The organism is Pseudomonas sp. MWU15-20650 (assembly GCF_023242475.1).
Lineage (GTDB): Bacteria > Pseudomonadota > Gammaproteobacteria > Pseudomonadales > Pseudomonadaceae > Aquipseudomonas.
In genome coordinates this window covers 160,557-183,857 of sequence record NZ_JALJFG010000001.1, presented here as the reverse complement: position 1 = coordinate 183,857, position 23,301 = coordinate 160,557, and the positions used below count along the sequence as shown (strand labels likewise).

Genomic DNA, 23,301 nt, shown 5'->3' with positions numbered 1-23,301 from the left:
CCATGTTTGATTCGATCAAAGCGATCAGCCGCCGTATTTTCGGTGCGTTATTGACTGCGGTGAGGGCCGTCTTCGGCCAATGGCAACCGCCTTCCTGGCTACGCGCTATCGGCCATGGCCTGGCGAACCTGGGCGGCAAGGCCCGTGCTTACCCACGTCAAGCCGGCGCCGGGGCATTGGGCCTGGTACTGCTGGTGGCCGCCGGTTTCTACGGCTGGCATTGGTATTCCCACCTGCCGCAGCCTCACACCGTGGGCTATTCGCTGCACAAGCCGAACCTGACCGACTACACCCAGCAGCCACCGGTTGTGGATAACTTGCAGGTGCGGTTCTCCGAGTCCGTGGCCCCACTGGCAGCAATCGGCAAGCCCGTCACCGAAGGCATTACCTTAAAACCCACGGCGGCTGGGGCCTGGCGCTGGCTGGACGACCATACCCTGGTCTTCGCACCGGAAAAAGACTGGCCCGTCGATGCCCATTACACCCTCGACCTGGCGAAGAAAAACCTGCTCGCCGACGGTGTACTGCTCAGCCAATACAGCAGCCAGTTCTCAACCCAACCGTTCCGCGCCACCCTGGCGCAAAACGAGCTGTACCAAGACCCAGCCAACCCAACGCTGAAACAGCTGGTAGCGACCTTCCATTTTTCCCACCCGGTCGATGAAGACAGCCTACGCAAACGTGTGTCCGTCACCCTCGGTAAAGGCTTGGCCTACCGCGACGCCCAGTTGCCCAACCGCCCGGAAGTCACCTTCGACGAGACCAAGCTCAACGCCTTCGTGCGCTCGGCTGCCCTGGCCACACCGCTGGAAAGCACTCCGGTCAGCGCCAAGCTCGATGAAGGCATCAAGGCTCGCGACGGCGGCAATGCCAGCAATGCCCCACTGGTGTCGGAAGTCACTGTGCCCGGCCGCTATCGCTTGACCTTTACCGGCGCCGAAGTCAGTTTTGTCGACAACGAACGCGGTGAGCCGGAGCCCGTGTTGATGTTCAGCAGCTCCAGCGCCGTGGCCGATGACACCATCGCCGGTAAGGTCCAAGCCTGGCTGCTGCCGGAAAAAGCCCAGGACGACACGCGGCCCTATTACAGCAACGACATCGACGATGCCCTGCTCGCCCGCAGCACCAAGGTCAACCTAACCCACGTGCCCAGCGTCGAACCGCTCAATACCTTGCACGCGTTCAAGTTCAAGGCACCGGCCGGCCGGGCATTGTATGTGCGCGTCCCGGCCAACCTGGAGGCCATCGGCGGCTACCTGGCGAAAAACCCTACAGCATCGTTGATCAGCATGCCGGCGTACCCGCGCACGTTGCAGTTCCTGTCTGACGGCGCCTTGCTCAGCCTCAATGGCGAAAAGCGCCTGGGCTTCATGGCCCGCGGCGTGCCCGGCGCCCATGTGGAAATCGCCCGCCTGCTGCCCAACCAGCTGCAACACCTGGTGGACCAGAGCAGCGGCAGCTTTGCCCGGCCGAACTTCGGCAATGAATACTTCGATCGAATGGTCGAGCGCCAGTCCCTGGATATTCCGCTGTCGTCCAACGACCCGGCGAAAACCGTCTACGACAACGTGGACCTGAGCCACTACCTCACCGCCAACGGTGGCCGACGCGGCATTTTCGTCCTCAAGCTCAGCCCACAAGACGAACCGGCCGAGCGCACATTCGACTACTCGCGCAGTTCCACCAGCGACCTGCGCTTTATCGTGGTCACCGACCTGGGCATCATCGCCAAGCGCTCCAGCGACGGTAGCCACGATGTGTATGTGCAGTCCATCGGCAATGGTTCGCCGGTCGCCGACGCTCAGGTCGACATCATCGGGCGTAACGGCTTGCCGGTCAGCAGTGGCCGCACCGACGCCGAAGGCCACGCGCATTTTGCCAAGCTGGATGAACTGCGCCGTGAAAAAACGCCGCTGATGTATGTGGTCACTCGCGGCAATGACCAATCCTTCCTGCCGATTGCCCGCCAGTCCCAACAGTTGGATTTGTCGCGATTCGATGTAGGCGGCCTGGAAGAAGACGGTGCGATTGATCGCCTCAGCGCTTACCTGTTCACCGACCGCGGCCTGTACCGTCCCGGCGAAACCGCGCACTTGGGCATGATCGTGCGCAGCGGCAACTGGAAAGGCGCCTTGCAGGGCCTGCCGATGGAGCTGCAAATCACCGACCCGCGTGGCCTGGAAGTGATTCGCCAGCCGCTGAAGCTGTCCGCCAGCGGCTTCGAAACCTTTGATTTCCCCAGCAGCGAAGTTGCCCCTGCCGGGGATTACACCGCCACCTTGCAGTTGATTGGCCAGAAGCAAACCCGCACCGACCTGGGCAGTGTCAGCTTCAAGGTTCGCGACTTCGAGCCGGACCGCATGAAGGTCAGCCTGAGCCTGCACGACACGCCCGTACAGGGCTGGATCCCACCGGACCAAGTGGTGGCCAAAGTCACCGCCATGCACTTGTTCGGCGCGCCGGCCTCCGGTCGCCGGGTGACGGCGAAGATGTCCTTGAGCCCGACGCTCGCGGCCTTCGACCGTTACCCCGATTACCGCTTCCGCCTCAACGATTCGCTGGAAGAGGCCAGCACCGAAGACCTGGCCGAAACCACCGTCGACGATAATGGCCAGGCGCTGCTGGACCTCAACCTGCAACGTTTCGCCAACAGCACCTATCGCCTGCAAGTGATGACCCAGGTATTCGAAGCTGAAGGTGGCCGCAACGTCGCGGCGCAAAGCGCCTTGCTGGTGTCCTCCTCGCCCTACCTGGTAGGCGTGAAAAGCCAGGACTCACTGTCGTACGTCGCCAAGGATGCCCCGCGCCAGGTGCAATGGCTGGCCGTGGCGCCGGACCTCACGCCGATGGCGGTAGACGGCCTGACCAGCGAAGTGGTCGAGCACCGCTATGTTTCGGTGCTGGTGAAACAGTCCAACGGTACCTACAAGTACGAGTCGCGGATCAAGAACATCAGCCAACCGGCCTCGCCATTGGTGATGACCAAGGAAGGCGCCAAGCAGGCCCTGAACACCGGCACTCCGGGTGATTTCACCCTGCAATTGAAAGACGCCAACGGCAACCTGCTCAACCAGATCGACTACAGCGTGGCCGGCCGTGGCAACATCTCGCGCTCCCTGGAGCGCAACGCCGAGCTGCAACTGCGCCTGGACAAACGCAGCTACGCCACCGGTGATGAGATCGCCATCAGCATTCGCGCGCCTTACACCGGTGCCGGCTTGATCACCATCGAGCGTGACAAGGTCTACACCCAGCAATGGTTCAAGGCCGACAGTACCAACAGCGTGCAACATATCCGCGTGCCTGCGGGGCTTGAGGGCAATGCCTACGTCAACGTGCAGTTTGTGCGCGACATCGGCTCGTCCGAGGTGTACATGAGCCCGCTGTCCTATGGCGTGGTGCCGTTCAGCATCAACCTGGACGCGCGGCGAATGGCACTGAAAGTCGAAGGCCCGGCGAAGATCGAGCCAGGGCAAACCGCAGACATCAAGGTCACGGCTGACCGCCCTGGCCGTGCGGTGGTCTACGCAGTGGACGAAGGCATCCTGCAAGTGGCGCGCTACCAGACGCCGGACCCGCTGGGTTTCTTCTTCCAGAAGCGTGCATTGGAAGTGGGTACCAGTCAGATCCTTGACCTGATCCTGCCAGAATTCAGCCGTTTACTCAGCGGGGCAGCGCCCGGTGGCGATACCGAAGGCGCCCTGGCCAATCACCTCAACCCGTTCAAGCGTAAACACCAGCCGCCCGTGGCCTGGTGGTCCGGGCTGGTGGACTTGCCTGCTGGCGAGACCGTGCTGCATTACCAGGTGCCGGACAGCTTCAACGGCAAGTTACACCTGTTTGCCGTGGCGGTGGATAGCGACAGCGTCGGCGTCAGCGAGGCCAACACCGAAGTGCGCGGGCCGATCGTCATCACGCCAAACGTGCCGGCCTTTGTGGCGCCGGGGGACGTGTTCAACGTGAGTGCCGGGGTGTTCAGCAACCTCGACGCTGCGGCGGATGTGAAGTTTGAAGTGCAGACCAGCGACGGCCTCAACGTGCAGGGCGACAAAGGCAGCACCCTGTCGCTGCAACCGCGTAAAGAAGGCACCGCTGAGTTCAAGATCAAGGTTGGTGAAACCCTCGGCTCGGCGGATCTGCGCTTTATCGCGGTGTTGCCGGACGGTAAACGTATCCAGGTAGCGGAAACCACCTCGATCCGACCGCTGAGTGAACACCGCGTGGCCCTGAGCCTGGGTCGCTTCGACAGCGCCAGCAAAGAGCTCAAGCCTACCCGCGAGCTGTTCAGCCAACTGCGTGATGTGCAACTGGGTGTGGCCGCGTCGCCGCTGGTATGGGCCAATGGCCTCAAGCATTATCTGGACGATTACGGCTATGCCTGCACCGAGCAATTGGTGTCCAAGGCCATGCCGGCGTTGATCTGGGGCGGCACCGCGCCAGAAGCCGAGCAAGCTTTCAGCGGCGCGGTGCGCATGCTGCGCCAACGCCAGAACCAGGCCGGCGGCTTCGGTTTGTGGGCGGCCAACCCGGATGTGGCGCCGTATGCGAGCCTGTACGCCACCGACTTCCTGATCGAAGCCAAGGAGCGCGGGCTGCCGGTACCGGAAGATTTGTTGGTGCGCTCAAACGCCTACCTCACCGACCTGGCCAATGGGCCGAGCGAAGGTCTGTCGGAACTGCGCAACCGTGCCTACGCCAGTTACCTGCTGAGTCGTCAGGGGATTCTGGTGAGTGGCGCCTTGAGCGATATCCGCGAACGCTACGAAACCTACTTCAAGGACACCTGGCAAAACGACCTGGGCGCTGCCTACCTGGCGGCCAGTTACAAACTGCTCAAGCAGGATCGCCAGGCCGATACGGTGTTCCGCAAGATCCCATGGCGCTCGCTTGTGGATAAGTGGGACAGCGATGGCCTGTATTACGACCCGCTGGTGCACGATGCCGAACACCTGCACCTGCTGGCTCGGCACTTCCCCGAACTGTTGGACGACGTGCCAACGGCCTTGCTGGATAAACTCGGCAAGCGTCTCAACGAACAGCGCTACAACTCGCTGTCGGCCGCCCTGCTGCTGCGCGCTTTGGATAACTATGGCCAGCGTGCACAGAGCGACATGACGCTCAAGGCCACCGCCTGGCTGAGCGACAAGCAGCAGCAATTGCTGGAAATGGCCGGTCAGCCTCCCCGTGCAGCCGTGCCAAATACCACACAAAAGCTGGTGATGGAAAAAACCGACGGCCCGGCGGCGTTCTACATGCTCAGCGAAGCCGGCTTCGATAAAGGCGCCAAGCTCAAGCCGATCAACAATGGCCTGGAAATCATCCACGAGTACCTCGACCTCAAAGGTGAACCGGTGAGCAAGGTGAAGGTGGGCGATGAGTTCCTGGTTCGCCTGCGTTTGCGCGCCACCGATCGTGACCAGGTACAACAGGTGGCGGTGGTCGACCTGCTGCCGGGTGGCGTCGAGCCGGTGTATAACTTGCCGCCGGAGCCGGAAGCCGCCAGCAGCGAGGAAAGTGAGGGTGACGATTCCGAGTACCTGGAAACCGCAGACGGTGAAGAAGCCGATACCTGGCAAGCACCCATCGGCGAAACCGACCTGAGCAACTGGCAGCCGGACTACGTGGACGTACGCGATGATCGGGTGGTGTTGTACGGCACGGCACTGCGTGATGTAGGCACTTTTGTCTACCGCGTGCGCGCCACCAACGCCGGTACCTTCAATACGCCACCGGCCTACGCCGAGGGCATGTACGAAACCACCCTGCAAGGGCGCGGCAAAGTAGGCCAGCTTGAAATTACCAAGCCTTAAACGCCTGACGCCGCTGTTCGCAGCGGCAGTGTTACTGGTGGGGCTGCGGCTGTGGCCCCACGCCCCGCTGGAACAGGCCGTCACCTCGTCGCGGGTGGTGCTGGCCGACGATGGTTCGCTGCTGCGCATGACGTTGGCGGATGATGGCCAATACCGTTTATGGCTACCACTGGAGCGGATGTCGCCGTCATTGGTCGAAGCCTTGTTGCTCAAGGAAGACCGCAATTTCTACTGGCACCCGGGGATCAATCCCCCGGCGTTGCTGCGAGCGGCCATGGCCACCTACAGCGGCGGCCAGCGCCAGGGCGGCTCGACACTGAGCATGCAGCTGGCACGGCGCCTGTGGAACCTGAACACCCGCCAAGTGCCAGGCAAGTTGCAGCAGATGGCCTTGGCGTTGTGGCTGGAAGCGCGCTACAGCAAGCACGACATTCTTGAGGCTTACCTGAACCTGGCGCCCATGGGTGGCAATATCGAAGGTGCCGAAGCCGCCAGCCGCATCTACTTTGGCAAGGCCGCAGCACAGCTGTCATTGTCCGAAGCGTTGGCGTTGGCAGTGATTCCCCAACAACCAGGCCGGCGCGCGCGCTTTGGCCCATCGCTGCAAAACGCACGGCTGCGCTTGATGGCCGACTGGCGCGAAACTTATCCACAAGACTCGCGCAACGACAGTTTGCTCGACTTACCCCTGGAAGCGCGCAACCGCCAGCAGATCCCGTTTCTGGCACCGCACCTGAGCGAGCAACTGTTGGCCTCCCAGCCCGGCAACGAGCTCAACAGCACCCTCAACCTGCCTTTGCAGCAATTGCTCGAACGCCTGATCACCGGCTTTATCGCCGAGCGGCGCAGCACCGGTGTAGAAAACGCCACGGCGATCCTGATCGACAGCCGCGATCAGAGCGTCAAGGCCCTGGTGGGCTCGGCAGATTACTTATCCACAGGCATTCACGGTCAGGTCAATGGCGTGCTGTCGCGGCGCTCGCCAGGTTCAACCCTCAAGCCGTTTCTTTATGGGCTGGCGCTGGATCAAGGGGTGATCCACCCCATGAGTATCCTCAAGGATCTCCCCAGTAACTTCGGCTACTTTCAGCCTGAGAATTTCGACGGTAGTTTTGTCGGCCCCCTGACGGCGCGGGATGCTTTGATCCGTAGTCGTAATATCCCCGCCGTGTGGCTGGCCAGCCAAGTGAAGTCGCCATCCTTGTACGGTTTGCTGCAACGCGCCGAGATCAAGGGCCTGCGCGGCGAAAGCCACTACGGCCTGGCCCTGGCCCTGGGTGGCGGCGAAATGACACCCGAGGAGCTGGCGCGCCTGTACGTGATGCTGGCAGGCGATGGCCATCTGCGGCCGTTGCGCTATTTGCAGGAACAGCCGCAAGCCACCGGCGCGCAGTTGCTCACGCCCCAGGCTGCATTCATGGTGCGCGACATGCTGCGCCACAACCCCCGCCCCGATGGCCTGCCCGGCCGCCACTGGCGTACCGCCTGGAAAACCGGCACCTCCTGGGGCTTTCACGATGCCTGGAGCGCCGGCCTGATCGGCCCCTATGTGCTCGTGGTATGGGTCGGTAATTTCGACGGTCGACCGAACCCGACGTTTATCGGCGCCAAGACCGCCGCGCCGCTGTTCTTTCGCATCGCCGACGCCTTGCCCCTGGCGTTGCCCAACGTGGTGATCAAAGCCGATAAACCACCTGCCGGGCTGGTGCGTATTGATGTGTGCGCGGCCTCCGGCGAGTTGCCCAACCGCTGGTGCCCGCAAACCCGCAAGACCTGGTACATGCCCGGCGTCTCCCCAATACGCGTGTCCAACCTGCACCGCCCGGTGCTGATCGACACACGCACGGGCAAAGCGGCATGCCCGCCCTATGATCCGCAATACACGCGCGAAGAGGTCTTCGAGTTCTGGCCCAGCGACGTGCAACGCCTATACCGCGCTGCCGGCCTACCGCGACGCACGCCGCCCAATGTGATGAAGAACTGCCAGCCCAACCGCATCAGCGACCAGAGTGAAGCGCCGCAAATCCGCTCGCCGCTGACGCAGGTGAGCTACCAGTTGCGCCTGTCCCAGCCGCAGGAAAGCATCCCGCTCAATGCCAATGCGGCCAGTGATGCGACGACGCTGTATTGGTTTGCCAACCAGACCCTGATCGGCCAGGGCTCACCGCAAACCACCCTGAACTGGCGGCCGGGCAAGTCGGGAGAATACCGACTGCGGGTCAGTGATGATCAGGGCCGAAGTGCCAGCCGGGGCCTTAAAGTGGAATTTGTGCCCTGATCAGGCGTCCTCGTCGCCGAGACTGCCTTTACCCACGCGCTTCGCAAAATGCTGATAAGCCGCGCCCATTTTGCGTTGCTCAAAGATCGAGAACACCAAGGTACCCAGCAGGATCAGCATCCACACCAGAAACACCTTGAGCGTGTCCACCCGGGCAACGAACAGTAGCAGCGTCACCACGCCCCCGATGACCATGCCCAAGCCCACCCACGCCCCCAACACCCGCCCCACCGTCAGGCGCATGCCTTGGGGCAGGAGCAGCCGCGTCGCCATCATCACCACGATGATCGTCAGGAAGAAGCCAAACGCCGCCATGAACGGGATCGGGAAACCGCCTTCACGGTACAACCAGGCCAGTAGCTGATAAGGCGGGCCCAGCGCCTCCATCTGTTGATAGGTATCGGGGCCCGGCAAATGCAATTGGGCGAAATGCGCCGGGGTCATGGCCATGATACCCACCCCAATCATCCCCACTACTGCGGCATAGAAGCCGCCAGCTCGCCACAGCGGCGCGAGTACCCGACGGTTTTCCACGTCCTGGGTTCGCGCCAAACCGAACACGGCCTTGGGGTATTTACCTTGGGCAATCACGGTTTTGCCCTCGCGCTCGCAGGCATCCCCAATCAGCATCACGTCCATCTCCTCGGTCAGCAGGAGCTCGCCCTGCCGGCGGGAGCTGCCGATCAAGGCGTGATCGTCTGGGGTTTTATCACCGAACAGGTCGATGCCCTCAGCGATAACGCTGATTTCCCCTGTGGCATCCGCCAGGCGAAAGTCATTGCAACGTGCCTCACCCGACACACGGCTCCAACTCCAGTGCCCGTCCTTATCCTCCTCGCCCTCTTCGACGATCCACACATAACCGATGCAAGGCTTGCCATTGACCGGCGACAGCAGCGGCTTATCCATAAGCACTTTGCCGCGCACTTCCACCAAGCCCATCGCCAGCGAACGCACCTGACTGGTCGCCAGCCGCTCTTCGGTCTTATAGAAGTTGGGGCCAAAGCCTGCCAGCAGACCGATCAGCAGGCACACCGGGAAAAATAACGCGACCAGCGTCATCGGTGCGTAGACCATCAAACCGATAAACCCCGCCAGGAACAGCAGTGCCCACAGGGTTTGCCACCGAGATTTCTTGGCTACCGCGCCCGTCTGTGTGGTTTTCATGCCCCCGGTACCTCAAGCTTCACGCCTTCGTAGCGGGTTTCTTCGGCGCTGATGGCCAGCAAGGGGATGCGCTGATAGCTGAGCATTCGCGCAAAAAATACATCGGGAAACACCGCGATAGCGATGTTGTAGAGGTTGACCGACTCGTTGAAGAACTCACGCCGGTCGGCAATGCGCTCTTCCACCGACGAGATGGCCTGCTGCAACGCGACCATGTTGGGCCCCGAGATCAACGTGGGATAACTCTCCGCCACCGCAATCACCGACTTGAGCGCCGCGTTGAGCTGGTTGGAGGCATCGACCTTGTCGTTGAGGCTGCTGGCGTTCAGGTATTGGGTACGTGCATCACTCAGGCGAGTGAACAGTGCGGTCTCATGGCTCATGGCCGCCTGCACCACGCGCATCAGGTCCGGGATCTGATCGGCGCGTTGCTTGAGCAGCACATCGATGTTGGCAAAAGCCTTGTCTACATCGTTACGCCGCATCACCAGGCCGTTATAGACCCCCACCATCCAGCCGACCAGGCCGACGACAATGATCAGCACGACGATACCGGCGATTAGCAGTTCTATGTTCATGGTGACGGCGTCCCTGGCTGAGTTATCCACAGGGCAGCATTCTAGGGGCAACCTGACGACACAGCGCGGTATTGGCGCACAAAAATGAAAATCGCCGATGACCGGTTATCTGCACGGGCGTCAGCGATTTTTTTGCATCAATAAAAAACCCTCGGTAATCGAGGGTTTTTTAGTCGAGCCACAGAAAGCTAAAGCCGTTATTCCACCGTCACCGACTTCGCCAGGTTACGCGGCTGGTCAACGTCGGTGCCCTTGAGCACGGCCACGTAGTACGACAGCAACTGCAGCGGGATGGTGTAGAGGATCGGCGACAGGGTGTCGTGGATGTGCGGCATGTTGATGACGTGAGTGCCTTCACCGTTGCTCATCCCGGCTTTCTCGTCGGCGAAGACGATCAGTTGGCCACCACGGGCGCGCACTTCCTGCAGGTTGGACTTGAGCTTCTCCAGCAGTTCGTTGTTTGGCGCAACGGTGACTACCGGCATGTCGTCGTCTACCAGGGCCAATGGGCCGTGCTTCAGCTCACCGGCTGGGTAGGCTTCGGCGTGGATGTACGAGATTTCCTTGAGCTTGAGCGAGCCTTCCATCGCGACCGGATACTGGGCACCACGGCCGAGGAACAAGGTGTGGTTCTTGTCGGCAAACAGTTCGGCGACTTTTTCCACAGTGCTGTCCATGGCCAGCGCTTCGCCCAGGCGGGTCGGCAGGCGGCGCAGTTCTTCCACCAGCGTGGCTTCGACGCCTTCGGCGAGGGTGCCGCGCACTTGGCCCAAGGCCAGGGTCAACAGCAACAGGCCGACCAGTTGGGTGGTGAACGCTTTGGTGGAGGCCACGCCGATTTCACGGCCTGCCTGGGTCAGCAGGGTCAGGTCGGACTCACGTACCAGGGAGCTGATGCTGACGTTGCAGATTGCCAGGCTGCCGAGGAAGCCCAGGTCCTTGGCGTTGCGCAGTGCAGCCAACGTGTCGGCGGTTTCACCGGATTGAGAGATGGTCACGAACAATGTGTCAGGCTGCACCACCACCTTGCGATAGCGGAACTCGCTGGCCACTTCGACCTGGCACGGAATACCCGCCAGTTCTTCCAGCCAGTAACGGGCAACCATACCAGCGTGGTAGCTGGTGCCGCAGGCCACGATCTGTACATTGCGCACTTTGGCGAACAGCTCAGCCGCTTGCGGGCCGAAGGCGTTCACCAGCACCTGGTTCTGGCTCAGGCGGCCTTCCAGGGTGCGTTGCACCACGGAAGGCTGCTCGTGGATCTCCTTGAGCATGAAGTGGCGGAACGCGCCCTTGTCGGCGGCTTCGGCGCCGTCACGGTATTGCACGGCTTCGCGCTCGACGGAACGGCCATCAACGTCCCAGATCTGCACGCTTTCACGGCGGATGTCGGCAATATCGCCTTCTTCCAGGTACATGAAGCGATCAGTGACTTGGCGCAGGGCCAGTTGGTCGGAGGCGAGGAAGTTTTCCCCCAGGCCCAGGCCGATCACCAGCGGGCTACCACTACGGGCGGCCACCAGGCGGTCAGGTTGGGTCGCGCTGATGACCGCAAGGCCGTAGGCGCCGTGCAGTTCCTTGACCGTGGCCTTGAGGGCAGCGGTCAGGTCAGCGTGGTCCTTAAGCTTGTGGTTAAGCAGGTGGGCGATCACTTCGGTGTCGGTGTCCGAGGTGAACACGTAGCCCAGGCCCTTGAGTTGTTCGCGCAGCACTTCGTGGTTTTCGATGATGCCGTTGTGCACCACCGCCAAGTCACCCGAGAAATGCGGGTGGGCGTTGCGCTCGCACGGCGCACCGTGGGTGGCCCAACGGGTGTGGGCAATGCCGAGGCGGCCAACCAGCGGCTCACCGGCCAGGGCTTGGTCCAACTCGCTGACCTTGCCCGGGCGGCGCATCCGCTCAAGCTTGCCGGCATTGGTGAAAACGGCCACACCGGCGCTGTCGTACCCACGGTACTCCAGGCGCTTGAGACCTTCGATCAGAATGGCAGTAACGTTGCGTTCAGCGACTGCGCCAACAATTCCACACATGGTGTTTCTCCTAGATGACTGCCGCGCATATCAGCGTAATGCCGCGGGCTTGGATCTGGTCGCGGGCCTCAAGCGGCAGGCGATCATCGGTAATAAGGGTATGGACGCTGCTCCAGGGCAGTTCCAGGTTGGGAATCTTGCGGCCGATCTTGTCGGATTCGACCATTACCACCACTTCACGGGCGACCTCGGCCATGACACGGCTGAGGCCCAGCAATTCATTGAAGGTGGTGGTGCCGCGCTCCAAATCGATGCCGTCGGCACCAATGAACAGCTGGTCAAAATCGTAGGAACGCAGTACCTGCTCAGCGACCTGGCCCTGGAACGAGTCTGAATGGGGGTCCCAGGTGCCGCCGGTCATCAGCAACACCGGTTCGTGTTCCAGTTCGCTCAAGGCACGGGCCACGTTCAGGGAGTTGGTCATCACCACCAGGCCGGGTTGATGGCCCAGTTCCGGGATCATGGCGGCGGTGGTGCTGCCGCTGTCGATGATGATGCGGGCGTGTTCACGTAAACGCATCACGGCCGCACGGGCGATTGCACGCTTGTAGGCCGAGACCGGCTGGACACCGTCGCCCACCAGCTCCTGAGGCAGGGTGATTGCACCCCCGTAGCGACGCAACAACAGGCCGTTACTTTCGAGGGCGGCTAAATCCTTGCGGATAGTCACTTCCGACGTTTCGAAACGCTTGGCCAATTCGTCCACGCTGACTTCGCCCAATTCATTGAGTAAGGTCAGAATGTTGTGGCGTCGCTGAGGTGTATTTCGTTTCGACATGGTGATTATAAGTTTCGTTTCGAAAGATAACGAAGGCAATCAAAACCTATTAGCGAAAGATCGTCAAGTGACATTTTTTGAAAGAGCGCACAATGAATGTGGGACAGGGCTCGCTCCCGATGGCGGTATATCAGTCGATGCTTCAGTTGACTGATCTACCACTATCGGGAGCAAGCCCCCTCCCACATTAAGTTTTATTGCTGGTGAGATTGTGGATAACTCAGGTCTTTTTGATTTTGACCGGACGCTTCCACCCATCGATGTTGCGCTGGCGGGCGCGGGCCACACCGAGCTGCAAGTTATCCACATCCTGGTTGATGGTGGAGCCCGCTGCCGTTGTAGCACCGTCGCCAACCCGCACTGGAGCGACCAAGGAGTTGTTGGAACCGATAAACACGTCCTCACCCAGTACGGTCTGGTGCTTGTTGGCGCCATCGTAGTTGCAGGTAATGGTGCCAGCGCCGATGTTGGTACGGGCGCCGATGACCGCATCCCCCAAGTATGTAAGGTGACCTGCTTTGGCCCCCTCGCCCAGGTGGGTGTTTTTCAGTTCGACAAAGTTACCCACATGGGCCTTGGCTTCCAGCACGCTGCCAGGACGCAAGCGCGCAAACGGACCGGCATCGCTGCCCTCGCCCATGATGGCGCCGTCGATATGACTGTTAGCCTTGACCACCACACCTTTGCGCAGGGTGCTGTCTTTGATCACACAGTTTGGACCAATGACCACATCGTCTTCGATGATCACGCGGCCTTCCAGGATCACGTTGATGTCGATCAGCACGTCACGACCCACGCTGACTTCACCTCGCACATCGAAGCGCGCCGGGTCGCGCAAGGTCACCCCTTGGGCCATCAAGCGGCGACCTTCACGCAGTTGGTAGTGGCGCTCAAGCTCTGCAAGCTGCTTGCGGTCGTTGGCGCCCTGCACTTCCATCGGGTCGTGGGGCTGCTCGGTGGCGACCACCAGGCCATCACTCACGGCCATTTCAATCACGTCGGTGAGGTAGTACTCACCCTGGGCATTGTTGTTGGACAGACGGCTCATCCAGTCAGCCAGGCGATCGGCCGGCACCGCGAGAATCCCAGTGTTGCCTTCGGTGATAGCGCGCTGGGCTTCGCTGGCATCTTTGTGCTCGACAATCGCAGCAACCTTGCCATCGGCATCACGCACGATACGTCCGTAGCCGGTGGGATCATCCAGCTCAACGGTGAGTAAGCCCATTTGGCCAGGCACGACGTGCTTGAGCAGGCGCTGCAGGGTTTCCACTTCGATCAGCGGCACATCGCCGTAGAGGATCAGCACGGTGTCGGCATTGATGAACGGCACGGCTTGCGCGGTGGCATGGCCGGTGCCCAGTTGTTTGTCCTGTAAAACGAAATTCAGGTCATCCGCCGCCAGGCGTTCACGTACCACATCGGCTCCGTGGCCAATGACGACGTGAATGCGTTGCGGGTCCAACTGACGGGCGCTGTGGATAACATGCCCAAGCATGGAGTTGCCCGCAACCGGATGCAGCACCTTGGGCAAGGCTGAACGCATGCGAGTGCCCTGGCCTGCGGCAAGAATGACGATTTCAAGAGACATGAATGGCTACCAATCCTGGGCGGTCCGATTTCAGACCAAAAGAAGTGTTTTGCAAAAAAGAAAAAGGGTAGCCGAGGCTACCCTTTTTAATCAATCACACATGAGGCGTAACGGCTTAGCCGCCAAACTTCTTGCGGATCTGCTGGACGGTACGCAGCTGAGCTGCGGCCTCGGCCAGACGTGCAGCAGCAGAACCGTAGTCGAAATCTGCGCCTTTTTCGTTCAGCGCCTTCTCGGCAGCCTTGACGGCTTCCTGAGCGGAGGCTTCATCCAGATCAGCAGCACGTTGCACGGTGTCGGCAAGTACCTTGACCATGTTCGGCTGAACCTCGAGGAAACCACCGGAGATGTAGAACACCTCCTTTTCCCCGCCTTGCTTGGTCAGAGTGATCGGACCTGGCTTCAAGCTGGTGATCAATGGCGCGTGGCCCATGGCAATACCCAGGTCACCGAGTTCGCCGTGTGCAATCACCATTTCTACCAGACCGGAGAAGATTTCCCCTTCCGCGCTGACGATATCGCAATGGACTGTCATAGCCATCTGATTGCCTCAACCTGATGAGCGCCCGTTGCCGGGCGCCTGGATTACAGTTTCTTGGCTTTCTCGATCGCTTCTTCGATGCCGCCGACCATGTAGAACGCTTGTTCTGGCAGGTGGTCGTAGTCACCGTTGAGGATGCCTTTGAAGCCAGCAATGGTGTCTTTCAGGGAAACGTATTTACCCGAGGCACCGGTGAAGACTTCAGCCACGAAGAACGGCTGCGACAAGAAACGCTGGATCTTACGAGCACGGTTTACCAACTGCTTGTCGGCTTCCGACAGCTCGTCCATACCCAGGATCGCAATGATGTCCTTCAGTTCTTTGTAACGCTGCAGCACGTACTGAACGCCGCGAGCGGTGTCGTAGTGCTCCTGGCCGATCACGTTCGGGTCCAGCTGGCGCGAAGTCGAGTCGAGTGGATCGACCGCTGGGTAGATACCCAGGGAAGCGATGTCACGGGACAGAACGACGGTGGCGTCCAAGTGGGCGAAGGTGGTCGCTGGCGACGGGTCGGTCAAGTCATCCGCAGGTACGTATACCGCTTGGATCGAGGTGATCGAACCTTCTTTGGTCGAAGTGATACGTTCTTGCAGAACGCCCATCTCTTCAGCCAGGGTCGGCTGGTAACCTACTGCCGAAGGCATACGGCCCAGCAGTGCGGATACTTCAGTACCGGCCAGGGTGTAACGGTAGATGTTGTCGACGAACAGCAGAACGTCGTTACCTTCGTCACGGAACTTCTCGGCCATGGTCAGACCAGTCAGTGCTACGCGCAGACGGTTTCCCGGCGGCTCGTTCATCTGACCGTAAACCAGTGCCACTTTGTCCAGAACGTTGGAGTCCTTCATCTCGTGGTAGAAGTCGTTACCCTCACGAGTACGCTCACCCACACCGGCGAACACGGAATAACCGCTGTGCTCGATGGCGATGTTACGGATCAGTTCCATCATGTTTACGGTCTTGCCTACACCGGCACCACCGAACAGACCCACTTTACCGCCCTTGGCGAACGGGCAAACCAGGTCGATAACCTTGATGCCGGTTTCCAGCAGGTCGTTGCCGCCAGCTTGTTCGGCGAACGAAGGTGCTGGACGGTGAATGCCCCAGCGCTCTTCGGTGTCGATTGGGCCAGCTTCGTCGATCGGGTTGCCCAGTACGTCCATGATCCGGCCCAGGGTCGCTTTACCGACCGGTACGGAGATGGCTGCGCCAGTGTCGACAACGTCCAGACCGCGCTTCAAGCCTTCGGTGGAACCCATCGCAATGGTACGAACTACGCCGTCGCCCAGCTGCTGCTGAACTTCCAGAGTAGTTTCCGCGCCTTGTACTTTCAGCGCGTTGTAGATGCTCGGTACGCTGTCGCGTGGAAATTCCACGTCGATAACGGCGCCGATGATTTGAACGATACGTCCGCTACTCATAGCTGGATCCTCTGAATATTTGAACCGTTAAACCGCGGCAGCGCCGCCGACGATTTCCGAGATCTCTTGGGTGATCGCAGCCTGACGCGCCTTGTTGTAGATCAGCTGCAAATCGCTGATCAGATCACCGGCGTTATCGGTAGCGTTTTTCATCGCGATCATCCGCGCCGCTTGTTCAGCTGCGTTGTTCTCGACCACCGCCTGGTACACCTGCGACTCCACGTAGCGCACCATCAAGCCGTCAAGCAGCTCTTTGGCGTCTGGTTCGTAGAGGTAGTCCCAGTGGTGCTTGAGTTCCTGATCCGGAGTCGCCACCAGTGGAATCAACTGCTCCACGGTTGGCTGCTGGGTCATGGTGTTGATGAACTTGTTGGATACCACGGACAGGCGGTCAATCCGGCCTTCCAGGTACGCATCCAGCATCACCTTCACACTGCCGATCAAGTCATTGATCGACGGCTCTTCACCCAGGTGGCTGATAGCTGCAACGACGTTACCGCCGAAGTTACGGAAAAAGGCCGCACCCTTGCTACCAACAACACACAGATCAATCTCGACGCCGTTTTCGCGGTTTACCGCCATGTCCTTGACCAGGGCCTTGAACAGGTTGGTATTCAAACCACCGCACAAACCACGGTCACTGCTCACTACCACATAACCCACACGCTTGACTGCGCGGTCGATCATGAACGGGTGGCGGTATTCCGGGTTGGCGTTGGCCAGATGCCCAATTACCTGGCGGATACGCTCCGCATAAGGACGGCTAGCAGCCATGCGCATTTGTGCCTTGCGCATTTTACTGACCGCCACTTTTTCCATGGCGCTGGTAATTTTTTGCGTGCTTTTGATGCTCGCAATCTTACTGCGAATCTCTTTTGCGCCTGCCATGTAACACCTATCAGGTTAGCAAGCGGGAGCCTTGCGGCTCCCGCTGCGGCTTACCAGGTTTGGGTGGCCTTGAACTTCTCGATACCGGCTTTCATGCCAGCATCGATATCGTCATTGAAGTCACCCTTCACGTTGATCTTCGCCATCAATTCGGCGTGATCGCGGTTGAAGTAAGCAATCAGCGCTTGTTCAAAGCTGCCGACCTTGGCGATTTCAACGTCGGTCAGGAACCCACGCTCAGCGGCATACAGCGACAACGCCATGTCAGCGATCGACATTGGGGCGTATTGCTTCTGCTTCATCAGCTCGGTAACGCGCTGACCATGCTCAAGTTGCTTACGGGTCGCTTCGTCCAGGTCAGAAGCGAACTGGGCGAATGCCGCCAGTTCACGGTACTGAGCCAGAGCGGTACGGATACCACCGGAGAGCTTCTTGATGATCTTGGTCTGAGCGGCACCACCCACACGGGATACCGAAACACCGGCGTTCACTGCAGGACGAATGCCTGAGTTGAACATGGCCGATTCCAGGAAGATCTGACCGTCGGTGATGGAAATCACGTTGGTCGGAACGAACGCGGAAACGTCGCCAGCCTGGGTTTCGATGATCGGCAGTGCGGTCAGGGAACCGGTTTTGCCGGTCACTGCGCCGTTGGTGAACTTCTCTACATACTCTTCCGAAACGCGGGATGCGCGCTCCAGCAGACGGGAGTGGAGATAGAACACGTCGCCTGGGTAAGCTTCACGGCCTGGTGGACGGCGCAGCAGCAGGGAAATCTGGCGGTAAGCCACTGCTTGCTTGGACAGATCGTCATAAACGATCAGCGCGTCTTCACCGCGGTCGCGGAAGAATTCACCCATGGTGCAACCGGAGTACGGTGCCAGGAACTGCAGCGCAGGAGATTCCGAAGCACTGGCAGCCACGATGATCGTGTTGGCCAGGGCGCCGTTTTCTTCCAGCTTGCGAACCACGTTGGCGATGGTCGATTGCTTCTGACCAATAGCTACGTAGACGCAGAAAATGCCGCTGTTCTTCTGGTTGATGATCGCGTCGATCGCCAGAGCGGTTTTACCGATCTGACGGTCACCGATGATCAGCTCACGCTGGCCACGGCCGACCGGGATCATGGCATCGACAGCCTTGTAGCCAGTCTGTACAGGCTGGTCTACCGACTTACGCCAGATCACGCCTGGAGCAACTTTCTCGACCGCGTCGGTCTCGGTGTTGTTCAGCGGACCTTTGCCATCAACTGGGTTACCCAGTGCGTCGACTACGCGACCCAGCAGTTCCTTACCCACCGGAACTTCCAGGATGCGGCCTGTGCACTTGGCGCTCATGCCTTCAGCCAGACTGGTGTACGCGCCCAATACAACGGCACCTACGGAGTCTTGCTCCAGGTTGAGGGCCATACCGTAGACGCCGCCCGGAAACTCGATCATCTCGCCGTACATGACGTCGGCCAGACCGTGAATCCGCACGATGCCGTCAGATACGCTGACGACAGTGCCTTCGTTACGGGCTTGGGAGGTCACATCGAGCTTGTCGATGCGGCCCTTGATAATTTCACTTATTTCGGAAGGATTGAGTTGCTGCATTGCTCTGCTGCCCCTTCAAACTCAAGATTTCAATGCTTCGGCAAGTTTCGCGATTTTGCCGCGAATCGAGCCATCGATAACCAGGTCGCCGGCGCGGATAACGACACCACCAATCAGGGATGCGTCCTCCGTAGCTTGCAGGCGCACTTCCCGATTGAGTCGTGCACTGAGAACCTTGGCGAGTTTGTCTTGCTGTTCTTGGTTCAATGCGAAAGCACTGGTCACTTCAACGTCTACCGATTTCTCTGCTTCGGCCTTGTACAGGTCGAACAGAGCGGCGATCTCCGGCAGTAGCGGGAGACGGTCGTTTTCGGCAACGACATGGATGAAGTTCTGCACTTTCACATCAAACTTGTCGCCGCACACTTCAATAAAAGTGGCGGCCTTGTCTGCGCTCGTCAGGCGCGGGGCCTTGAGCACGCGCTGCATGGTGTCGTCTTGCGACACTGCTGCAGCCAGGCCGAGCATGGCTGACCAAGAGGCCAGCTGCTGGTGGGCCTGGGCGTGCTCGAAGGCTGCCTTAGCGTAAGGTCGGGCCAACGTGGTCAGTTCTGCCATGATCGCCCTCGCTTAAATTTCAGCAGCCAGTTTGTTAACCAGCTCCGCGTGCGCGTTTTGATCGATTGTGGCACCGAGGATCTTCTCAGCACCGCCGACCGCCAGAGCACCCAGTTGGGCACGCAGCGCGTCTTTGACGCCGTTCAGTTCCTGTTCGATCTCGGCATGAGCCGAAGCCTTCACACGGTCAGCTTCGACGCGGGCTTTTTCAACAGCCTCTTCGACGATCTGGTTACCGCGTTTCTTGGCTTGCTCAATGATTTCAGCTGCCTGTGCTTTAGCTTCGCGCAGTTGATGACCCGCTTTCTCTTGGGCCAACTCCAGGTCGCGAGCTGCACGGGTGGCAGCGTCCAAACCATCCGCGATCTTCTTCTGACGTTCGTGCAAAGCCGCGATGACCGGAGGCCACACGAACTTCATGCAAAACACTACAAAAATGAAGAACGCAACGGATTGGCCAATCAGGGTTGCATTAATGTTCACGCCAACACCTCGCTCATTCGTTGTCCATCACCCTAATCACTCGAAAATTCGAGTGATTAGCCAGCGAGTTGACCAACGAAGGGGTTCGCGAAGGTGAAGAACAGAGCGATACCAACGCCGATCATGGTCACGGCGTCGAGCAGGCCGGCGACGATGAACATTTTAACTTGCAGCATTGGGACCATTTCTGGCTGACGCGCTGCGCCTTCCAGGAATTTGCCGCCCAGCAGGCCGAAACCAATGGCAGTACCCAGGGCGCCCAGGCCGATCAACAGTGCAACAGCGATAGCGGTTAGACCAACTACAGTTTCCATCTTTCCTCCCGACTTTTACGTCGTATGGTTTAGGTTTTTTAGATTTTAAAGCGGTAAAACAAATCGTTTCATAGCCCTGGTGGGCCACCTTCCCGTGTGACCGGGAAGGACATCAGACTAGTCGAGACTGGTCTTAATGGTTCTCTTCGTGCGCCATCGACAGGTAGACGATGGTCAGCATCATGAAGATAAACGCCTGCAGGGTGATGATCAGGATGTGGAACACAGCCCACGCCCACTGCAGAACTACGCCCAGGCCGCTAAGCCAGAGCAGACCACTGCCGAACATCACAGCGATCAGAATGAACACCAGCTCGCCGGCATACATGTTGCCGAACAGTCGCAAGGCCAGGGAAATCGGCTTGGCGATCAGGGTCACGAACTCCAGCAGGAAGTTCACCGGAATCAGCAGGGCTTGAACGAAGATGTTCTTGCTGCCGAATGGGTGCAGGGTCAGTTCGCCGATGAAGCCGCCGATACCCTTGACCTTGATGCTGTAGAAAATGATCAACGCAAACACCGACAGGGCCATGCCCAGGGTGGCGTTAGGGTCTGTGGTCGAAACAGCACGGAATGGAATGTGATGGTCGCCGGAAATCGCCATGGCCAACTGAGGAATCCAGTCGACCGGTACCAGGTCGACGGCGTTCATCAGGAATACCCAGACGAAAATGGTCAGCGCCAACGGTGCAATCACCGGGCTACGGCCATGGAAGCTGTCTTTCACGCTGCCATCGACGAACTCGACCAATACTTCAACGAAGTTCTGCAGGGCACCTGGCTGACCGGAAGTCGCCTTTTTTGCCGCCATGCGGAAAATCAGCACGAAGATCAGACCCAGTGCGACCGACCAGCCCAGAGTATCCAGGTGGAAAGCCCAGAAGCCCATTTCTTTGGCTTCTGCTGCGGTGTGGGCGAAGCCCCAGCCGCCGTTGGGAAGCTGACCGAAGGTCAGGTTCTGCAAGTGGTGCTGGATATAGCCCGAAGCGGTTGTTTCTGCCATGGTTGCCTCAAACGCCCTAAGGTTTCGAAAGTCTTGTTTTCATTAGCAGGGGAGCGAACCAGCTGACCAGTTGGGTCAACACGAAGACACCGAATACAGCCAGCGGCGCCAATGGCTTCACACCTGCAAAGGTCAGTGCAAACAGCACTGCCGTCAAAATCAGTTTCCCCGCCTCGCCGGCATAAAAAGACCGGACGATAGACTGGGCTGCTCGGGCGCCGGAAAACCGAAAGGCCCTGTGAGCAAAATACATATTGGGCAGCAAGGCTATCAGGCCTCCGCAGAGTCCTGAATATCCGGCTACGACTCCATGCCCATACCAAAGCGCCAATGCGGCGATCAGCAAAACGACAAATTGAGCCAATAAAACCGGGAAAACGGCCAAGCGATGGAACGGCAACGTGTTTGGCGTGCGGGTTTCCATCACTCTTGCTCCTCAATGGTCGGCTGCCGGAAATCAATAACTTGGCATACTTTGTGCCGACAAAATGCGCGCAGAGTATAGGGGCGGTTCAGCCCCTATTCAACTGTCGGGTAGTGTTTTCCGATCGCTCGCTACATAAGCAGATGTTTCAGCGGATGTGGGCAAGGACACCCTGAAGCTCATCGAGGGAGTTATATCCGATGACCAATTGGCCTTTGCCTTTCTTCCCGTGGCGAATTTGCACCGCAGAGCCCAGGCGCTCGGCCAGGCGCTGCTCGAGTCGCGCGATATCCGGATCAGGTTTGGCGGTTTCGACCGGTGCAGGTTTCCCACTCAGCCACTGGCGGACCAAAGCCTCAGTCTGACGAACGGTGAGCCCTCGTGCGACAACGTGTCGCGCCCCTTCAACCTGTTGATTTTCCGGCAAACCGAGCAAAGCACGGGCGTGGCCCATTTCCAGGTCGCCGTGGGACAGCATGGTCTTGATGACTTCCGGCAACGCGATCAGCCGAAGCAGGTTGGACACCGTGACGCGGGACTTACCTACCGCTTCGGCCACTTGTTGCTGGGTCAGCTGGAACTCCTGCTGCAGACGCTGCAAAGCGATCGCTTCTTCGATCGGATTGAGGTCTTCACGCTGGATGTTCTCGATCAACGCCATGGCAATAGCGGTTTCATCCGGCACATCGCGCACCATTGCCGGGATGGTGTCCTTGCCCGCCTGCTGGCTGGCGCGCCAGCGACGTTCACCGGCGATGATCTCAAAGCGCCCCCCACCGATCGGGCGCACTACGATCGGTTGCATCACGCCCTGGGCCTTGATCGAGTTGGCCAGTTCTTCCAACGCTTGAGGGTCCATGTCCCGGCGTGGCTGGTATTTGCCACGCTGGATCAGGTCCAGCGGCAGGTGTTGCAACTCGCGCTCGTCAGCCTGCACCGCTTGTTCTTCAAGCGATGTGACGGTCGGACCACTCAGGAGTGCATCCAGTCCACGTCCGAGACCTCGTTTCTTGACGGCCATGGGGATTCCTTAAGTTGGCTGGGCTGCAGCGGTGCGAGAGTTGCGGCGTTGACGGCGAACCATCTCGCCGGCCAGCGCCAGGTAGGCAATGGCACCACGCGATGACTTGTCGTATGCCAGCGCCGGCATGCCATAGCTTGGCGCTTCGGCCAAACGGATGTTGCGTGGAATCACGGTGTCGTAGAGCTGGTCACCGAAGTGTTCCTTGAGCTGCGCCGACACATCGTTCATCAGGCTCAGGCGCGGATCGAACATCGTGCGCAACAAGCCTTCGATCTGCAGGTTCGGGTTAAGCAACTCGGCAATGCGCTTGATGTTATCCACAAGGTCGCTCAAACCTTCCAGCGCGTAGTACTCGCACTGCATGGGGATAATCACCCCATCGGCGGCAACCAAGGCGTTGAGCGTGAGCATCGACAGCGACGGTGGGCAGTCGATCAAAATGTAGTCGTAGTTCTCGCGAATCGGCGCCAGGGCGCTGCGCAGACGGCTTTCTTTCATCTGCATTTCCAGCAGCACCACTTCCGCCGCCGTCAAATCGCGGTTGGCCGGCAGCAGTTGATAACCGCCGTGTTCGGAATAGTGCATGGCCTGGGCCAGGTCGCACTCACCAATCAGCAAGTCGTAGACCGAGTTTTCCAGGCCGTGTTTATCCACACCGCTACCCATGGTGGCGTTGCCCTGTGGATCGAGATCGATCAACAGCACCCGACGCTTGGTGGCGACCAGGGATGCTGCGAGGTTGATGCAGGTGGTGGTTTTACCCACGCCACCTTTCTGGTTCGCTATCGCGAATACCTTAGCCATTCTTGCTTGTGTTCCCA

At 59.5% G+C, this 23,301-nt stretch carries 18 protein-coding genes; 2 read left to right on the top strand and 16 right to left on the bottom strand.

Annotated elements, in window-relative coordinates; translation table 11 throughout:
- The first annotated feature begins 2 nt into the window (after positions 1-2).
- Together M5B43_RS00820 and pbpC are read left to right on the top strand one after the other, a co-directional pair.
- On the top strand, positions 3-5,810 hold the full coding sequence (locus M5B43_RS00820) for an MG2 domain-containing protein (protein WP_248748359.1): 5,808 nt from the start codon (positions 3-5) through the stop codon (positions 5,808-5,810).
- Positions 5,791-8,088, top strand: coding sequence for a penicillin-binding protein 1C (gene pbpC, locus M5B43_RS00815; RefSeq protein ID WP_248748358.1), 2,298 nt, complete (start codon positions 5,791-5,793; stop codon positions 8,086-8,088). Before M5B43_RS00820 ends, pbpC begins: the two co-directional genes overlap by 20 nt.
- Here the strand turns inward: pbpC and M5B43_RS00810 are convergent, their stop codons facing one another.
- The 16 genes from M5B43_RS00810 to M5B43_RS00735 all read right to left on the bottom strand — a co-directional run bounded on the left by M5B43_RS00810 (position 8,089) and on the right by M5B43_RS00735 (position 23,284).
- Complete coding sequence (locus M5B43_RS00810; RefSeq protein WP_248748357.1) at positions 8,089-9,255, bottom strand: hypothetical protein; 1,167 nt, start codon at positions 9,253-9,255, stop codon at positions 8,089-8,091.
- Complete coding sequence (locus tag M5B43_RS00805; protein ID WP_248748356.1) at positions 9,252-9,833, bottom strand: LemA family protein; 582 nt, start codon at positions 9,831-9,833, stop codon at positions 9,252-9,254. Before M5B43_RS00805 ends, M5B43_RS00810 begins: the two co-directional genes overlap by 4 nt.
- A 197-nt stretch (positions 9,834-10,030) precedes the next feature.
- Positions 10,031-11,863, bottom strand: coding sequence for a glutamine--fructose-6-phosphate transaminase (isomerizing) (glmS, locus tag M5B43_RS00800; RefSeq protein ID WP_248748355.1), 1,833 nt, complete (start codon positions 11,861-11,863; stop codon positions 10,031-10,033).
- Between the two features lie 10 nt (positions 11,864-11,873).
- The gene (locus M5B43_RS00795) at positions 11,874-12,641 is read right to left on the bottom strand and encodes a DeoR family transcriptional regulator (protein ID WP_248748354.1); all 768 of its coding nucleotides are present in this window, start codon (positions 12,639-12,641) and stop codon (positions 11,874-11,876) included.
- A 220-nt stretch (positions 12,642-12,861) separates the two neighbouring features.
- The gene (glmU, locus tag M5B43_RS00790) at positions 12,862-14,229 is read right to left on the bottom strand and encodes a bifunctional UDP-N-acetylglucosamine diphosphorylase/glucosamine-1-phosphate N-acetyltransferase GlmU (RefSeq protein WP_248748353.1); all 1,368 of its coding nucleotides are present in this window, start codon (positions 14,227-14,229) and stop codon (positions 12,862-12,864) included.
- A gap of 115 nt (positions 14,230-14,344) precedes the next feature.
- On the bottom strand, positions 14,345-14,770 hold the full coding sequence (locus M5B43_RS00785; RefSeq protein ID WP_248748352.1) for a F0F1 ATP synthase subunit epsilon: 426 nt from the start codon (positions 14,768-14,770) through the stop codon (positions 14,345-14,347).
- A gap of 44 nt (positions 14,771-14,814) precedes the next feature.
- Entirely contained in the window at positions 14,815-16,191 is a 1,377-nt protein-coding gene (gene atpD, locus M5B43_RS00780) for a F0F1 ATP synthase subunit beta (RefSeq protein ID WP_017135118.1), read from the bottom strand.
- Positions 16,192-16,218: 27 nt separating this feature from the next.
- Positions 16,219-17,079, bottom strand: a complete 861-nt coding sequence (atpG, locus tag M5B43_RS00775) for a F0F1 ATP synthase subunit gamma (protein ID WP_003233565.1) — start codon at positions 17,077-17,079, stop codon at positions 16,219-16,221.
- Positions 17,080-17,129: 50 nt separating this feature from the next.
- Positions 17,130-18,674 carry a F0F1 ATP synthase subunit alpha gene (atpA, locus tag M5B43_RS00770; RefSeq protein ID WP_017848933.1) on the bottom strand — a complete coding sequence of 515 codons (1,545 nt, stop codon included), beginning with the start codon at positions 18,672-18,674 and terminating at the stop codon, positions 17,130-17,132.
- Positions 18,675-18,695: 21 nt separating this feature from the next.
- A complete protein-coding gene (locus M5B43_RS00765; protein ID WP_053258794.1) occupies positions 18,696-19,232 on the bottom strand; it encodes a F0F1 ATP synthase subunit delta in 537 nt (178 codons plus the stop codon).
- Positions 19,233-19,244: 12 nt separating this feature from the next.
- The gene (locus M5B43_RS00760; protein ID WP_060756576.1) at positions 19,245-19,715 is read right to left on the bottom strand and encodes a F0F1 ATP synthase subunit B; all 471 of its coding nucleotides are present in this window, start codon (positions 19,713-19,715) and stop codon (positions 19,245-19,247) included.
- A gap of 56 nt (positions 19,716-19,771) precedes the next feature.
- The gene (gene atpE, locus M5B43_RS00755; protein ID WP_002555987.1) at positions 19,772-20,029 is read right to left on the bottom strand and encodes a F0F1 ATP synthase subunit C; all 258 of its coding nucleotides are present in this window, start codon (positions 20,027-20,029) and stop codon (positions 19,772-19,774) included.
- 133 nt (positions 20,030-20,162) lie between these two features.
- Positions 20,163-21,032, bottom strand: coding sequence for a F0F1 ATP synthase subunit A (atpB, locus tag M5B43_RS00750; protein ID WP_248748351.1), 870 nt, complete (start codon positions 21,030-21,032; stop codon positions 20,163-20,165).
- A 16-nt stretch (positions 21,033-21,048) separates the two neighbouring features.
- Positions 21,049-21,456 carry a F0F1 ATP synthase subunit I gene (locus M5B43_RS00745; RefSeq protein WP_248748350.1) on the bottom strand — a complete coding sequence of 136 codons (408 nt, stop codon included), beginning with the start codon at positions 21,454-21,456 and terminating at the stop codon, positions 21,049-21,051.
- Positions 21,457-21,604: 148 nt separating this feature from the next.
- On the bottom strand, positions 21,605-22,477 hold the full coding sequence (locus tag M5B43_RS00740; RefSeq protein WP_015886650.1) for a ParB/RepB/Spo0J family partition protein: 873 nt from the start codon (positions 22,475-22,477) through the stop codon (positions 21,605-21,607).
- A gap of 9 nt (positions 22,478-22,486) precedes the next feature.
- Positions 22,487-23,284: a ParA family protein gene (locus M5B43_RS00735; RefSeq protein ID WP_016978715.1), complete on the bottom strand. Its 798-nt coding sequence runs from the start codon at positions 23,282-23,284 to the stop codon at positions 22,487-22,489.
- Positions 23,285-23,301 lie beyond the last annotated feature (17 nt).